The 14,927-nt window shown below is 56.9% G+C and carries 14 protein-coding genes; 3 read left to right on the forward strand and 11 right to left on the reverse strand.

What is annotated here, in order from left to right:
* Window positions 1-66 precede the first annotated feature (66 nt).
* Window positions 67-1,491: a hypothetical protein gene (locus RTM06_RS21255; RefSeq protein ID WP_312184627.1), complete on the reverse strand. Its 1,425-nt coding sequence runs from the start codon at window positions 1,489-1,491 to the stop codon at window positions 67-69.
* A 275-nt stretch (window positions 1,492-1,766) separates the two neighbouring features.
* Here RTM06_RS21255 and RTM06_RS21260 point away from each other — a divergent pair, with 275 nt between their 5' ends.
* Together RTM06_RS21260 and RTM06_RS21265 are read left to right on the forward strand one after the other, a co-directional pair.
* Window positions 1,767-3,161: an amidase gene (locus RTM06_RS21260; RefSeq protein ID WP_312184628.1), complete on the forward strand. Its 1,395-nt coding sequence runs from the start codon at window positions 1,767-1,769 to the stop codon at window positions 3,159-3,161.
* Between the two features lie 118 nt (window positions 3,162-3,279).
* Complete coding sequence (locus RTM06_RS21265) at window positions 3,280-4,227, forward strand: helix-turn-helix domain-containing protein (RefSeq protein ID WP_312184629.1); 948 nt, start codon at window positions 3,280-3,282, stop codon at window positions 4,225-4,227.
* Here RTM06_RS21265 and RTM06_RS21270 read toward each other — a convergent pair.
* The 7 genes from RTM06_RS21270 to RTM06_RS21300 form a co-directional block, all read right to left on the reverse strand.
* Complete coding sequence (locus tag RTM06_RS21270) at window positions 4,216-4,794, reverse strand: ANTAR domain-containing protein (protein WP_312184630.1); 579 nt, start codon at window positions 4,792-4,794, stop codon at window positions 4,216-4,218. The genes RTM06_RS21265 and RTM06_RS21270 overlap by 12 nt on opposite strands.
* Window positions 4,795-5,012: 218 nt before the next feature.
* Window positions 5,013-5,717, reverse strand: a complete 705-nt coding sequence (locus RTM06_RS21275; RefSeq protein ID WP_312184631.1) for an ABC transporter ATP-binding protein — start codon at window positions 5,715-5,717, stop codon at window positions 5,013-5,015.
* Complete coding sequence (locus RTM06_RS21280; RefSeq protein WP_256698559.1) at window positions 5,710-6,441, reverse strand: ATP-binding cassette domain-containing protein; 732 nt, start codon at window positions 6,439-6,441, stop codon at window positions 5,710-5,712. The genes RTM06_RS21275 and RTM06_RS21280 overlap by 8 nt, the downstream gene beginning before the upstream one ends.
* A complete protein-coding gene (locus RTM06_RS21285) occupies window positions 6,438-7,469 on the reverse strand; it encodes a branched-chain amino acid ABC transporter permease (RefSeq protein WP_312184632.1) in 1,032 nt (343 codons plus the stop codon). Before RTM06_RS21285 ends, RTM06_RS21280 begins: the two co-directional genes overlap by 4 nt.
* Entirely contained in the window at window positions 7,469-8,338 is an 870-nt protein-coding gene (locus RTM06_RS21290; RefSeq protein WP_312184633.1) for an ABC transporter permease subunit, read from the reverse strand. The genes RTM06_RS21285 and RTM06_RS21290 overlap by 1 nt, the downstream gene beginning before the upstream one ends.
* A gap of 11 nt (window positions 8,339-8,349) precedes the next feature.
* Window positions 8,350-9,591, reverse strand: a complete 1,242-nt coding sequence (locus RTM06_RS21295; RefSeq protein ID WP_312184634.1) for an ABC transporter substrate-binding protein — start codon at window positions 9,589-9,591, stop codon at window positions 8,350-8,352.
* 326 nt (window positions 9,592-9,917) lie between these two features.
* Window positions 9,918-11,030 carry a lactonase family protein gene (locus tag RTM06_RS21300; RefSeq protein ID WP_312184635.1) on the reverse strand — a complete coding sequence of 371 codons (1,113 nt, stop codon included), beginning with the start codon at window positions 11,028-11,030 and terminating at the stop codon, window positions 9,918-9,920.
* A 389-nt stretch (window positions 11,031-11,419) separates the two neighbouring features.
* On the opposite strand from RTM06_RS21300, the gene RTM06_RS21305 reads away from it, so the two are divergent.
* Entirely contained in the window at window positions 11,420-12,058 is a 639-nt protein-coding gene (locus tag RTM06_RS21305) for a LysE family transporter (protein ID WP_312184636.1), read from the forward strand.
* Between the two features lie 72 nt (window positions 12,059-12,130).
* Here RTM06_RS21305 and RTM06_RS21310 read toward each other — a convergent pair whose 3' ends face one another.
* The 3 genes from RTM06_RS21310 to RTM06_RS21320 all read right to left on the reverse strand — a co-directional run.
* Complete coding sequence (locus tag RTM06_RS21310; protein ID WP_312184637.1) at window positions 12,131-12,931, reverse strand: inositol monophosphatase family protein; 801 nt, start codon at window positions 12,929-12,931, stop codon at window positions 12,131-12,133.
* Between the two features lie 14 nt (window positions 12,932-12,945).
* On the reverse strand, window positions 12,946-14,007 hold the full coding sequence (locus RTM06_RS21315; RefSeq protein WP_008109395.1) for an ABC transporter ATP-binding protein: 1,062 nt from the start codon (window positions 14,005-14,007) through the stop codon (window positions 12,946-12,948).
* A partial coding sequence (locus RTM06_RS21320; protein WP_312184638.1) for an iron ABC transporter permease occupies window positions 14,004-14,927 on the reverse strand: 924 nt, incomplete at its 5' end. The genes RTM06_RS21320 and RTM06_RS21315, both read right to left, overlap by 4 nt.

A 14,927-nucleotide genomic window follows, 5' to 3' on the forward strand; every position in this document is an offset into this window, starting at 1 on the left:
TATGCGTTCCGGCATGATTAAGTCTTAACTGACGAGCATTACGCCATAAATGGCGACCCTACGTTTTTATATTTGCGCATCAAATTGCGCGGCGGCGAAACTGCGGGAGAATTCGTTTTTCGCACTGTGCGGGATCTGCACGCTATCAATCAACTTCGCCAGCTGATAGGTTTGCACCGTCTCATTTTGCGTCAGCTGCTGGGAATAATTCGCGGTCAAATCGCCTTTCTTATTCTGCGCCACCGATGTCTGGCTTCGCTCTTCGTCATCAATCAAATGGTACTTATAATTTTGTGACGACTTCTGTTCGGTCAATTTCACCGCCGAGGCAGAATCCAACGCGGTGTGGAAGCTGGCCTTGAGTTTAAATAGCGTTTGCTGGGTCAAATCCTGGGTATCGCCATGCGTCTGGGCAGCGGTTTTTTGCGCCACGTTAAGTGAGAAGGTGTCTTGCTCTTCCGGCTTATACGGATTACCGGAAACCGGCGTCTGCTGATACGTAGCCGAGAAATCTGCCAGTCCGCTGATCGCACCGTTCTTCGCTGCATTGGCATCAATCGACTTCACACGCTGCGTGTTGATGCTTTCCGCCGCTTTACCTTCGGTGGTGTTCAGCGCGCGGAAACTGTCCTTAAACAGCGCCAGCATGTCACTATCGCCATAGCCGCGCGAAGCCGCCTGATCGAATTTGCTGCTCCACTGATCCAGTGCCGCCGCCTGCAGCCCCGCGCTGCCCGCCTGCGTCAGTTTCGACATATCAGTATCAAGTTTGATGCTGACATCGCCGTTATGGAAGCCAAGCCAGCGCTCCTGATCGTCGGCATGCAGATTCAACGACTGCGTGACGTTATTGCCATTCCGCAGATCGGTCTTCAAATCGACGCTTTTCAACACGGAACTGTCGAACTTCATCAGATCGCTGATATCAAGTTTGGTGGTGCTACCATCCAGTCCATCCAGCGCCTTCTGTAAACCCGCTGACAGCTGCCCCATCGCCGCCGCTTCATCGTTGCTCAGCTGGCCGCCGCTGGTTTTCAGTTCCACCACCAAGCCGCCCTGTTGATGCGTCATCTGCAAACTCACCTGCACGCCAGATTGGGTGGTGATGGTCAGTGCCAGCGCACTTTGGCTGCTGCTCTTTGCGCCGCTCACCGCTTCGGTGGCTGGCACGCTCAAGGTCACGTCGCCGCGATGGCTGGCCAGATTACTCAGTAAGGTGCTGCCGAGACCGTTCATGCCGACGCCGCTGGCATGCGCGGCACCGTTGAGCTGCGCTTGCAGGCTGCTGGTGACATCGACGGAACTCTTAACCTGCGCGGGTTCGATTTTATAGATAGCGGCGATGGCATCGCTCGCCTCACTGAAGGTGACTTTGGTGGACGCTTTCGCCGTCAGGGGGTTTTGCGCGGATTTGTTGTTCACCGCTGGCGTCACCACCGCATTCGATGCGATTAAATTTCTCAGTACGCTGCTGCCAATCCCATTTAGCATGAAAATAATCCTCGTTGTGTACTATTCCTGAGAGTTATCGGCGAAATGTTCAGCAGCTTTAATGGTTTTTGCCCTCACCCTAACCCTCTCCCATAAACGGGAGAGGGAACCGATTGTGCACCGTCTGCTCCCTCTCCCGCCTGCGGGAGAGGGCTGGGGTGAGGGAAATGCATTGGCAGTTCTGACATACCATCTGTCCGCCTAAACACAGCCGCACTTCACGCGGTGACTTACGTTATTCATCAACACATCTCTCACTCACGAGGTAGGTCACGATGGATAATCTGCATTACAAAAGCTTGCTGGAAATTGGCCGCTTGATTCAGTCGGGCGAAATCTCTTCGGTGGAGGTCACACAAACCCTGCTGACGCGCATCGATACGCTCGATCGCGACTTACACAGCTACTTCTACGTGATGCGCGACAGTGCGCTGCAACAGGCGGCTGAAGCCGATGCCGAAATTGCGCAGGGCAAAATGCGCGGTCCACTACACGGCGTACCGATTGCGCTGAAAGATCTGATCTGGACCAAAGACGCGCCTACCAGCCACGGCATGATCATCCACAAAGATCGTTACCCTTCAGAAGACTCCACCGTGGTGGAGCGCTTCCGCGCGGCGGGTGCGGTGATTCTCGGCAAACTGACGCAAACCGAAAGCGCCTTCGCCGATCACCATCCTGACATCGTCCGCCCGAATAATCCGTGGGGCAATGCGCTGTGGACCGGCGTCTCCTCCAGCGGATCCGGCGTCGCCACCGCCGCAGGTTTATGCTTCGGCTCGATTGGCACCGATACCGGCGGTTCGATTCGTTTTCCCTCCAACGCCAACGGTCTGACCGGTATTAAACCGACGTGGGGCCGCGTCACGCGTCATGGTGCCTGTGAACTGGCGGCATCACTGGATCATATTGGTCCGATGGCGCGTAACGCCGCCGATGCCGCCGCCATGTTGCAGGCGATTGCCGGTCGCGATGACAAAGATCCCACCTCCAGCAGCGAGCCGGTGCCGGATTATCTGGCGCTGATGACGCGCGGCATTAGCAAGATGCGCATCGGCGTAGATAAAAGCTGGGCGCTGGAGAAAGTTGACGAGGAAACCCGCGCCGCGCTGCAATCGGCGATCGCCACCTTGAGCTCGCTCGGCGCGACCATGGTGGATATCACCTTGCCTGATACCGAAAAAGCCGCCGCCGAGTGGAGCGCACTCTGCGCCGTGGAAACTGCGCTGGCGCATGAAGAGACCTATCCAGCGCAGAAAGATCAATACGGTCCCGGCCTGGCTGGCCTGTTGGATCTTGGCCACAGCGTCACCGCGCTGGCGTATCAGCGCTTGCTGCTCAGCCGTGCAGCGCTGCGCGGCGATATCTCCGCGCTCTTTACTCAGGTTGATCTGATTCTGGCACCGGCCACCGCGTATGCCGGATTGACCTGGGACACCATGACCCGTTTTGGTACCGATCAGGCACTGTTTAACGGCGTACTGCGCTATACCAGTGCATTCGACGCCAGCGGACATCCCACCATCACCTTGCCGTGCGGCAAAACCGCCAGCGGTGCACCGATTGGCTTCCAGTTGGTCGCGGCACATTTCGCCGAAACCACCATGATTCAGGGAGCGTGGGCCTTCCAGCAGGTTACCGACTGGCACAAACAGCATCCCGCGCTGTAAATCCGCCGCCTTTGCCGCCCCAACAAATTCGGGGCGGTCATTTCACCCGCTCATGGCCTGAAACTTGCTTTAACTCCCTGACTTCCGCCCTTTTTCGCCATGTTTAGGGGATGCTGATGTGAAAGAGCTTTTCACCACCGACGATCTCGATAACCGTCATCGCTTCGATGCCTGGCGTGATGCGGTGTGCTCGCGTCTGATCAAAGCCGAAGCGCGCCAGATGCACTCCGGCACCTTTTCCGGCAGCTTTGCCTATTCGATGCTCGGTCACATGGATATTGCCAATCACGTATCGCATACCGCGCTGATGTGGCAACGCACGCCGGAGTGCATCCGCCGCCATCCTAATCACGATTTCTATCTGGGTTATGTTTGCGCTGGCAGCGGCACGCTGCGGCAGAATGGCCATCAATCACGCGTCAGCGCGGGCGACGTGGTGGTCTACGATGCCGCGACGCCGTTTGATTTTGCCATGGAGAAGGTGGCGATCAATATCGTGCATCTGCCGCGCCACATCATGGAGAAGGAAGCGCCTGCCACCGCCAAACTGGCGGGCAAAACGCTGGATCTTACGCGCCCCGGCATGGCATCGCTTAAGCTGCTTTTACAGGAAGCCTTTGTGTTTAATCCCGACCGCGAGAATCCGTTTCTGGCGGAGCAGTTTGCCAACACGCTGCTGAATATGATTTCGGTGAGCGTCAATTTGCAGCACAGCGAAGAGGCGCTGAAACCGGATCTGTATTCGCGCGTGGTGAGTTTTCTGCGTCACAATCTGCAGGAGCCGGAGCTGTCGGTGGCGCAGATCGCCAATGCGCATCACGTCTCGCCGCGCACCATCAGCCGGGTGTTTGCCGCCCACGACACCACGCCGATGAACTTCCTCTGGCAGGAGCGTTTGCAGGCGTGCCATCGCGTTCTGGCCGAAGGCAAAGCGCGCAATATCACTCAGGTGGCGTTGGATCACGGTTTCAGCGATATGTCGCACTTCAGCCTGGCGTTTCGCAAAGCCTTTGGTTATACGCCCAGCAGCCTGTTACGGCAGCCGGACGCGCCGTTACTTTTGTAGCGTGGTGATCACGCGCTCGGCGGTGTATTCCATGCTGCTGCGCGTGTTCATCGCTTCGCTGCGCATCAAGCGATACGCCCCCGATTCATCCAGCCCGAAGGTTTGCATCAGCACGCCTTTGGCCTGCGCCAACCTTTCCCCGCGCGCTTTACGCTCCTGCTGCACCGCACGCAACCGCTGGTGATGAAGCACGGTTTGTAGCGTGCCAATCATCTGCACAATTAAGGCAAACGGATTGAGCTCACGCTCGGCGATGGCGTTCGGCTGGAATTGCAGCAGTAGCGGAAACAGCCGCGCGTTGTGGCTATCCGCCAGCGCGATAATGGGAATATCCTTTTCGCGCGCGCTGTTGAAGAGAGTGGATAAAGGCTGCTGCTGATGAACATCAATCGCCACCAGCAGCAGCTGCGTATCCACAGGGATTGATGCAGCAGGCGGCCAGCTGTGCTGCGCGTGACAGCCTAACTGCGTCAGCGAAGCGCAAAACGCGCGCACGCTCTGTGAATCAGGATGGAAAATATGCAGCCGGACACCAGAAAGCGTTGCCAGTAATGTTTGTTCAGTCATGGTTCACCCTATGCGCATCCCGAATGAGGAAGCCTCACAGTAAGCGAGCGGCTGAATCCGTGCTTTGCTGATGCTGCCGGGTGCTGTGTCAGGGCGGACAACGTGCTCTGCGCGCTGATGCCCTCACCCCGGCCCTCTCCCACAGGGAGAGGGAGACGCTGCCACATGCTCCATCGGTTCCCTCTCCCGCCTGCGAGAGAGGGCAATGGCAATACAACTCAAACATGAAACCCTAAAAACTGTTCCGCCACGCTGGCACTCGACTGGGTTTTCGGATTGATCCGCTGCACAATCTGCCCCTTTTCAATCACATGAATCTGGTCAGACAGCGCATAGAGAAACTCGATATCCTGCTCCACCAGAATGATCGAAATATCCATCTCATGGCGCAGCCGCCGCAACGTCTCAATGATCTCCTCGCAGATATTCGGTTGAATCCCTTCCGTTGGCTCATCCAGCAGCACCAGCTGCGGCTGGCCGCACAGGCAACGCGCCAGCGCCAATAGCTGCTGCTCGCCGCCCGATAGCGCACCGCCCGGCTGCGCCAGCAGGCGTTTCAGACGCGGAAAGTACTCCAGCATCTGCTCGATAATCTGCCCGGCGCGGGAGAAGTGTTTCACGCAGCCCATGCGCAGATTCTCCTCCACCGTCAGTTGGGGGAATATTTGTCGCCCTTGCGGTACAAAACCGATGCCCGCCACCGCACGCTGATGCGCCTGATAACCGGTAATATCGATGCCGTTCAGCGCAATGCGGCCTTGCCAGGCTGGCAGTTCGCCCATAATGGTGCGCAGCAGCGTGGTTTTGCCCATGCCGTTGCGGCCCAGCACGCCGGTGAACGACTTCGCGCCGACAAACAGCGCGGATAAGTTCAGCACCGGAATCTTGTTGTAGCCCGAAACCATCTCTTTTATTTCAAGCATGTTTAATCTCCAGATTGCCGAGATACGCCTCTTTCACCAACGGATTTTGCGTCACCTCGCGGAAACTGCCTTCCGCCAGCACCGCGCCCTGGTTAAATACCGTCACCTGCTGCGCAATCATGCTGATGAACTCCATGTCGTGTTCCACCACCACCACCGTGCTCTGCTGATTAATCGCCTTGATCAGTTGCGCGGTTTTACGCACTTCCTGATGCGTCATGCCCGCCGCCGGTTCATCCAGCAGCACCAGCTGCGGTTTGGAGATCAGGATCATCCCCAGTTCCACCCATTGCCGCTGACCATGCGCCAGTTCCGAGAGCACCGCGTGTTGCAGATCAACCAGACCGATATCCCCCAGCACCTGTTCAATCGCCGCTGGCAGCGCCGCTTTCGCCAGCTTATTCGCCGCCGCCTGCCACAAGTTTTCCCGCACGCTTAACCCCTCGAACACACTCGGCACCTGGGTTTTGATGCCAATTCCCAAACGCGCGATCTCCCAAGGTCGTTTGCCGGAGATCACCTGTTCGCGATAGCGACACTCGCCGCGCGTCGGCGTCACCTGGCCGCTCAACATCTTGAAGAAGGTGCTTTTGCCTGCGCCGTTGGGGCCAATCAGGCAGCGCAATTCACCTTCACGTAGGGTGAAATCCACCTCTTTCACCGCATGTACGCCGCCAAAACTGACGCCCATTTTGCGGGTTTCCAGCAACACATTGGTTGTCATGGTTTCACCTCTCTGACCTGCGCACGGCTGGCGGGTGCGGCGGCGGGACGCTTGCGCCGCCACAGACGCTGCAGCGTCGGTAAAATGCCGCCCGGAATCAGCAACACAAACACCGCCAGGATTACGCCGAGCACTAAATTGACATCCACGGTTTGCTGCGCGCCCAGCCGCGTCACCATCCACTGCAACAGCACGCAGCTGATCACCGGCCCAAGTAGCGTGCCGCGTCCACCGACAATCACCCAGATGATGATCTGCGCCGACTGGCTGATGCTGAACACGCCGGGACTGACAAACGCGCCCCAGTTGACGTACAAGCAGCCCGCCAGTCCGGCAATGGCTGCGCCGATGGCGAAGGTCGCCAGCTTATGCGCCGGCACGTTGTAGCCGAGCAATCCGGCGCGCTGCTCGTTCTCACGAATCGCCACCACGGTTTTGCCAAAGCGGCTTAGCAGCACGAACTTCAGCAAGGCGTAGCAAAGTGCCAGACATCCGGCGGTGACCATAAAGATCGCCTCGGGCGATAAAATGGCATCTGGCTGGAACGGTAGGTTGAGCGTCGGCACCGAGGGAATGCCATTAAAGCCGCCCAGCAGCGCTTCGCCGATGTGATATTCGCTGCCGGAGGTGGAGTTGACCCAGTTAAACAGCACCAGACTCACCGCCAGCGTGATCGCGCCGAGATAGACATCGCTGACGCCGCCATAAAAAATCACATAGCCGAGCAGCAGCGAGAACAGCGTTGGCAGCAGCACCGCCATCACTACTGCCCAGGTCGAATCGCCCCAGTTGATGGCGCAAATCGCATAGGTATAAGCGCCTAAACCAAAAAACGCCGCCTGACCGAAGCACAGGATGCCGCCATAACCCCAGATAAATGCCAGGCTGAGCGACAACAAGCCCATCACCAGAAACACCGTCAGTGACAGCAAGGTGTAGAGCTCAATCACGCCTGACAGCCACAGCGCTACCAGCACCATCGCCAGAGAAGTGACGACAATCTGGATCTTTTCCGAGAACAGTTTCATTACAGCGATCTCCTGAAGAAGCGCCCGGTGATGCCCTGCGGCAGCAAGCGCAGCAGCACAATGGCGCTCAGCAACAGCGCAACCGCACCAAACACCGGCGTGGAGAAGTAGGTCACCAGCTGTGAAATAGTGCCGAACAGCGTGGAGGCGGAGAGTGTGCCGGCGATGATGGCGCTGCCACCGCCAATCACCGTGATAAAGGCTTTGGCGATAAAACTGACGCCAATGGTTGGGATCACGCCGGTAATCGGCGCTAACAGCGCACCACCTAATCCCGACAGCGCCGCACCCAAGCCAAACGTCAGGCTGTAGATCTTGCCCGGATTACTGCCGAGCGCTGCCGCCATGCGCGCATTCTGCATGGTGGCGCGCGCGCACAGACCTAAGGTGGTAAAGCGCAGCAGCAGCCACAGCGCGCCGAGCAAGCCGACGGCAAACACAATCATGAACAGCGAATAACCGCTGGTGCTGTAATGGCCGATGCTGACGCTGGGCAGCGCCGAACTGATGCCCAGCGTGGTGTTGCCGAACAGCATGGTGGCAGCACCGATCAACGCCAGACTCAGCCCCCAAGTCGCCAGCATGGTATCGATCATCCGTCCGTACAGATGACGGATAATCACGCGCTCTATCACCGCGCCAAACACGCCCACGGTGAGCGGCGCGATCACCAACATTGAGATCCAAATCGGCACGCCCCACTGATTGGTAGCCAGAATGGCGCTGTAGCCGCCCAGCATCATGAATTCGCCGTGCGCCATATTGACGATTTTCATCATGCCGAACACCACCGCCAGCCCAACGCTCATGATCACCAGCACGGCGATGGCATTGAGCACTTCAATGGCGTAGATAATGAACAGATCCATAGCGGCTCCTGTTACAGCTCAATTTGATACTGTTTGGTATCGCGCGGATTTTTCTTCAGATCGCACACCATCGCGGTATCCACTGGCGCTTGATCGGTGAAGGTTTCCAGAATTTTCATCTGATGGTTTTCCACTTCGGCGATATGCACATCCAGCGAACAGTGATGCGTGGCCGGATCAACGCTCAGCTTGCCGCTCGGCGAGGTCAGCGTGACGCCGGACTCCAGCGCCTCAATCACCTTCATGCGATCAATATCGCCCGCTTTGCGCACCCCTTCCGCCCAGATCAACATGCCCTGATAAGCGCCCATCGCGAGGTCGCTGATGTACGGCGTATTCGCGCCGTAACGCGCATGGAATCGTTCGACGAACGCTTTGTTTTCCGGCGAGGGGATTTCCTGCATATAGTTGGCGGCCACCAGAATGCCGTTACTCTCTTCCGGCGAAAGAATGATGTGTTCATTGCCGCCGCCAAACGCCGTGGAGGCAATCGGGATCTTGCCGCTCATACCGGCCGCATGCCACTGGCGATAGAAGGAGATGTGCGCGCCACCAACCAGTGCTGACCACACCATAGCGGGTTTGGCGCTCTGGATTTTGGAGATGGCCGCACCAAAATCGGTGACATCCAGCGGGAAGAATTCAACCGCCATCACTTCGCCGCCGTTATCGTGCACCGACTTTTTCACCCACGCCGAGACGATCTGCCCGTAGTTATAATCCGCCGCCAGCACGTAGACTTTTTTGCCCCACTTCTTCACCGCATAAGGCACCAGTTTTTCCACGGTTTGCGCCGGAGTAGAACCGGAAGAGAAATAGTTGCGATCGCACACGCCGCCTTCATATTGCGCCGGGTAGAAATAGAGCGAACGAAAACGATCCAGCACCGGACGAATAACCTCGCGCGAAGCCGAGGTAATGCCGCCGTGCACCACCGCCACTTTATCTTTCAGCGCCGCCTGCTGCGCATATTGCGCATAAAGCTGCATGTTGGATTGCGCATCGTAATTAATCATCTGCAACGGGCGACCTAATAAACCGCCCGCTGCGTTGATCTCTTCTGCCGCCAAATTAATCGCGTTCGACATCGGCTTGCCATAGATATCGAGCCCGCCGGATAAGTCGAGAATACTGGCGATTTTAATCGCGTCTTTGCTGTCGGCGGCGAAAGAAAACTTAGGCGCAACGCCCGCCGCCAAACCTAATGCCGAAACTGCTGAACCCTGGATAAATGAACGACGACTAATAGCCATAGCAACCTCTTGAAAGGGAAGGGTCAAATTGGATTGTTTCCGGGAGGCCGGAGAGAATAAAAGCGATCGGCAGACGGCGCTGTCTGCGTTAACAAGAGGGTTGCCACATCGTTGGGGCGTTATTTTGTATAAAGCAAGAAGTGGGCCAAATAATTAACAGGCCGCAGATTGGCGTAATGGGGAGATTAATTGCGCTGCTATGGAAATGTGCGCACTGCTAAAAAGCATTAAGCACTAATAAGGTGCAGGTCGCCATAAATGGCGCCCCTACGAATGATTATCACCGATTTGTAGGGGCGCCATTTATGGCGACCTCAATTAACCACTCAATTAAAAAACTTAATATCCGTAGGCGTGGCAATCTTCGCCACTTCGCCTGCGGCTTTTAACACACCGCTTTCAGCATCGAAATGGAACATCGTAATGTTATTGGTGAACACGTTCGCCACATACAGGTATTTACCGCTGGCATCAAAGGCGAAAGCACGCGGTTCAATGCCATCCGCTCTGTAGCGCACCGGCGTTCCCAGTGAACCATCCTGCTCAATTTTAAACACCACTAAGCTGTTATCCGATCCGCGATTAGCCGCAATCACAAACTTGCCGTTCGGGCTAAGGATAATGCCGCCGCCGCTGCGATACTCGGCGCTGCTGTTTTCCGTGTTCAGTTTGACCTTAGCCTGCTGCTCCAGACGATTGTCCTTCACCGCAAACACCACCACTTCACCGGCCATTTCGGTAATGACATACGCGTGTTTGCCATCCGGGGAAAACACCATGTGGCGCGGGCCAGAACCGGCTGGGAAGGAGACATCGCGCGAAGTATCGGCTGCCAGCGGCTGAGTTTTGCCCGCGTGATAGGCATAAGCGTGCAGTTTGTCGCCGCCGAGATCTGCGGCGTAAAGGTATTTGCCATCATGCGTAAAGGTGGTGGAGTGCGCGTGGCCGCTATCCTGACGATCTTTTACCGCACCGCTGCCGCTGGCAAACGGGAAATTCTGCGCCTGCTCGCCGAGCGAACCGTCATGATGTATCGGGAACACCGCTACGCTGGCGCCGCCTTTGGCCACCGAATAGTTGGCGACAAACAGGAACTTTCCGTCCGGGCTGACGGTGGCATGCGTCGGCTGCTGGCCGTGGCTATCCACCGCGTTAATCACCCGCACCTTGCCGCTGTGATCAATCGCTAGCGCAGTTACCGCACCGGCGTTCTCTTCATTGGTGGTGTAGGCAAAACGCCCATCATGCGATTTCACGATCCACGATGGGCTTTTCATTTTGATGAAATCGAGCGGCGTCAGCGTGCCGTCGCTATTGACCTTCAAACGGTACAAGCCTTCGCTGGGATGACCTGGATTTTGCACTAACGGCGCATCCGGGATGCTGGTCCATGTGCCCACTAAGGCCGTTTGGTTGTGATGTTCCGTTGCAGTTGCCATTGCACTTCCCGCTAATGTGAAAACAGCTAGCGATAATGCCACGCTTAGACGTGACGCCAAACCGCCAGACACGAATTTATTGTGATTTTTCATTGTAGTACCCACCATAATCGGAATGTTCTTGATAAAAAGCGTTAGTCGCGTTGGATTTTTTATTGTGCTTGCGGCCGATGTTGCAGACCGCTTTACGACTATAGTGGGATTGCTTTGATTCGCGTCGAACGGGCGTGATCGTGTTCACATTATCGGGGATTTATCCGCCGTTAGAGCACGATTACCTCCAAACTTAACAGCCCAAATACCTCAAATGCGTAATTCTTATTATTACTGCGTTTTCCCGGCATGCTTTAATGAAGCCCTCTTAACATGCCAGGGATGCTGACGTTGCTATGCTGCAGTTTTCAAATGGTTTTCTGCTGAGTTTGTCGTTGTGCCTTGATATCGGTCTCGCCAATATCGCCATGATCACGCTGGCGATGCAACGCGGCTATTTTCACGGTTTTTGGTTGGGGATTGGCACCTGCATTGGTGACTTAATCTATGCGCTGCTGGCGCTGGCGGGCATGGCGATAGTGCTTCAATTCACCGCCGTGCGCTGGATATTGTGGATTGGCGGCGGTGTGATGCTGCTGTGGTTTGCCGGGAAAATGCTGTATGCGGCGTTGCAAAAGCAGGCTGCACTACCGGAAACCGCACAACAGCCCTATCGATCGCTGCTGCGCGAGTTCAGTCGTGGCGTGATGCTGGCGATGTCATCGCCGACCGCGATTTTGTGGTTTGCCAGCGTCGGCGGTGCCTTGATTTCCCGCATGGGACACGGTAGCGCGGCGGCAACGTCATCCTTCCTCGGCGGTTTCTTTATTGCGGGCGTGGTATGGACCTGCGTAATGTGCATGGTTGGCAGCATGGGCGGCAAGCTGCTGGGGCAGCGTTTGTTGAAGTATTCCTATCTCGCTTCGGCGTTGATTTTTGTTTATTTCGCGATTTATGTGATTTGGTCGGGTTATCGGGAGTTTATTCTGGTGTAAGAAGCGGTCGCCATAAATGGCGCCCCTACGATGGTTTTGTAGGGTCGCCATTTATGGCGACCTCAATCAAATTCACAACCCGGCAATGCGCTTCAAATCCGTTTCCGCACCTGGCGCAACCGCCAGTACCTGCGCGCCTTTCAGCAAACGTTCGCCTTCGGTGTTAAACGGGTGATACCAGCCGCCCGCCTCTTTTACCAGGCAATAACCGGCCAGACAATCCCACGCATGCATATACGGCTCGTAATAACCGACCACACGCCCAGCTGCGACCCACGCCAGCATCAAGGCACCCGATCCAATGCGAATAAAATTACCGCCGGCCGCCAGCAGCGATGCGAGGATTTTCCCCACTTCATCCGGGCTAACGTGGCTGTTGGCACCAAATCCGGTGACATGATTTTGCAGCGTGCGACTGGCATCCACCTGCAAGCGCTTGCCGTTGAGCGTCGCACCCTGTCCGAGAGCGGCGACGTAACATTCCTGATAAGTGGGCGCGAAAATCACGCCAATCACCGGCACACCGTCGTGCAGCACCGCAACGGACACGCACCAGTTCGGCATGCCGTTGAGGAACGGACTGGTGCCATCGATTGGATCAACCACCCACGTATAACCCGAAGAACCGTCCTGCAAACCGTACTCTTCGCCGAGGAAACCGTCGTCGGCAAACTGTGCGCGAATCTGCTGGTCGATCATCTGTTCCACTTCGCGGTCAGCGCGAGATACCACATCCTGCAAATCGTATTTGGTCTCCACCACTAAGGTGTCGCGCTGATGGAAATACTCCAGCGCCTTCGCGCCGCCGGCGCGTGCCACCTTCTCTGCTAAAATCAGGCGCGATAACAGCGGGTCATTGTCTAATTCACTCATCATCCATCCTTAAATTAACCGGCAATCAGGGCCAAACCCTGAGGTTTAAAATCAATCGCGACGTTCGATGCCAGCGGCAGCTGCTGCTCCATCTCGGCATCGACAATAAACAGCGAACCCAATTCGGTAGCGACTTCATATTCGATATGGTCGCCAAGCCACGTGCTGTGCGTCACTTCGCCGCGCAGTGCGCCTGCGCCTTCTCCGCGCAGCGTAATAAACTGCGGTCGCACCGACAGCTGTGCCGCGCCGGTTTTCAAACCGTTGCCGCGCACGCGATAACGCTGGCTGCCGAGTCGCACCAGCGCTTCACTGCCATCAAGCTGCTCCACTTCGCACGGCAGAATATTCGCCTCGCCCATAAAGTCGGCGATAAACACCGAGTTCGGCGCGTGATAGAGACTTTCCGGCGCGCCCTGCTGGGCAATATCACCCTCTTTCATGACAATAATCTTATCGGACACCGCCAGCGCTTCTTCCTGATCGTGCGTGACGTACACCGCCGTGAAGCCGAGCCGCTGTTGCAGATCGCGAATATCGGTGCGCACCCGGCGACGCAAACGCTCATCAAGATTCGAGAGCGGCTCATCCAGCAGCAGCACTTGTGGCTCCAGCACCAGCGCGCGTGCCACCGCAATGCGCTGTTGCTGACCGCCGGAGAGCTCCGAAGGCAGGCGCTGGCCCTGATGTTCGAGGCCCACTAACTTGAGCCCTTCACGGGCGCGGTCCTGCGCTTCACGCTTATTCATGCCCGACGACTGCAAGCCATACATGATGTTGTCGAGCGCGCTCATGTGCGGGAACAGCGCGTAAGACTGAAACACCATCGCCACGTCGCGCTCGTTAGCGGGCAAGTTGGTGACATCTTTGCCGCCAATCAAAATACGGCCAGCGGTGGGATGCTCCAGCCCGGCCAGCAGCCGCAGCGTGGTGGTTTTGCCGCAGCCGGATGGACCCAGCAGCGTCACCAGCGTGCCCGGTTCCACCGTCAGCGAGAGATCGGGAATCGCATCAAAACCGGCAAAGCGTTTCGAGACGTGTTCAAACACCACAGATCCAGCGGTTACGCGTGTCATACGGCTCTCTCCTGGGTTAAGGACGTTGAAGCTGGCGGAATTGCCATGTCGACCGGACGGGCCACGCGGCGCAGACGCCGTTCGCCCACCAGCCACTGGAACATGCCGATGATTGCCAACATCACTACAATCAAGACGGTTGAGTAAGCAATCGCCACACCGTATTCGCCGTTTTCCACCAGCCCGACGATGTAAGAGGTTGCCATGTTGTATTGCGCGCTCACGAGGAAGATCACCGCACTGATCGAGGTGATAGCACGCACGAAGGCGTAGACCAGTGCGGCGCTGATCGCCGGTTTCAGCAGCGGCAGCACTACTTTGCGCAGCGTGCGGAAGCTGTTAGCCCCGAGCGTCAGTGACGCTTCATCCAGACTTTTATCCAGCTGACTCATCGCCGCGATGCCGCCGCGCACGCCAACCGGCATGTTGCGGAACACAAAGCAGGCCACGAGGATCATCGCGGTGCCGGTGATCTCCAGCGGCGGCAGGTTATACGCCATCACATAACTTACGCCGATCACCGTACCGGGAATGGCGAAGCTCAGCATCAGCAGGAACTCGAAGGTCTGACGACCGGCAAACTTCTGGCGCACAATCAGCCAGGCGGTGAGCAGGCCAACTATTGCGGTTAGCGGTGCGGCAATCAGCGCGATCTCCAGCGTGGTCCAGAACGAGTTCCACGCCACACCGCTCCACAGCAAATGCCCATCGCTGAAAGTTACGCCGAAGGCGCGCACGTAATGCTGGATGGTCAGCGCATCATTTAATCCCCACGACTGCACAAAGCCGCCGACCACAATCATGCCGTAGATCACCAGCGTAAACAGGCCCCACGGAATCACCATGCCGTACACACCAAAGCGCAGCACGCGCGGCAGCTGCACATGTTTGCCGCCGTCGCCTTTGCCGGTGACGGTGGC

This window comes from Pantoea sp. CTOTU46764, from assembly GCF_031974595.1.
Taxonomy (GTDB): domain Bacteria; phylum Pseudomonadota; class Gammaproteobacteria; order Enterobacterales; family Enterobacteriaceae; genus Pantoea; species Pantoea trifolii.

What these genes read in the sequence shown, in the direction of transcription:
- RTM06_RS21295 (WP_312184634.1), bottom strand. Translation starts at nt 9,591, where the DNA reads ATGGCTATTAGTCGTCGTTCATTTATCCAGGGTTCAGCAGTTTCGGCA.
- RTM06_RS21260 (WP_312184628.1), top strand. Translation starts at nt 1,767, where the DNA reads ATGGATAATCTGCATTACAAAAGCTTGCTGGAAATTGGCCGCTTGATT.
- RTM06_RS21305 (WP_312184636.1), top strand. Translation starts at nt 11,420, where the DNA reads ATGCTGCAGTTTTCAAATGGTTTTCTGCTGAGTTTGTCGTTGTGCCTT.
- RTM06_RS21270 (WP_312184630.1), bottom strand. Translation starts at nt 4,794, where the DNA reads ATGACTGAACAAACATTACTGGCAACGCTTTCTGGTGTCCGGCTGCAT.
- RTM06_RS21255 (WP_312184627.1), bottom strand. Translation starts at nt 1,491, where the DNA reads ATGCTAAATGGGATTGGCAGCAGCGTACTGAGAAATTTAATCGCATCG.
- RTM06_RS21315 (WP_008109395.1), bottom strand. Translation starts at nt 14,007, where the DNA reads ATGACACGCGTAACCGCTGGATCTGTGGTGTTTGAACACGTCTCGAAA.
- RTM06_RS21290 (WP_312184633.1), bottom strand. Translation starts at nt 8,338, where the DNA reads ATGGATCTGTTCATTATCTACGCCATTGAAGTGCTCAATGCCATCGCC.
- RTM06_RS21300 (WP_312184635.1), bottom strand. Translation starts at nt 11,030, where the DNA reads ATGGCAACTGCAACGGAACATCACAACCAAACGGCCTTAGTGGGCACA.
- RTM06_RS21275 (WP_312184631.1), bottom strand. Translation starts at nt 5,717, where the DNA reads ATGCTTGAAATAAAAGAGATGGTTTCGGGCTACAACAAGATTCCGGTG.
- RTM06_RS21285 (WP_312184632.1), bottom strand. Translation starts at nt 7,469, where the DNA reads ATGAAACTGTTCTCGGAAAAGATCCAGATTGTCGTCACTTCTCTGGCG.
- RTM06_RS21310 (WP_312184637.1), bottom strand. Translation starts at nt 12,931, where the DNA reads ATGAGTGAATTAGACAATGACCCGCTGTTATCGCGCCTGATTTTAGCA.
- RTM06_RS21280 (WP_256698559.1), bottom strand. Translation starts at nt 6,441, where the DNA reads ATGACAACCAATGTGTTGCTGGAAACCCGCAAAATGGGCGTCAGTTTT.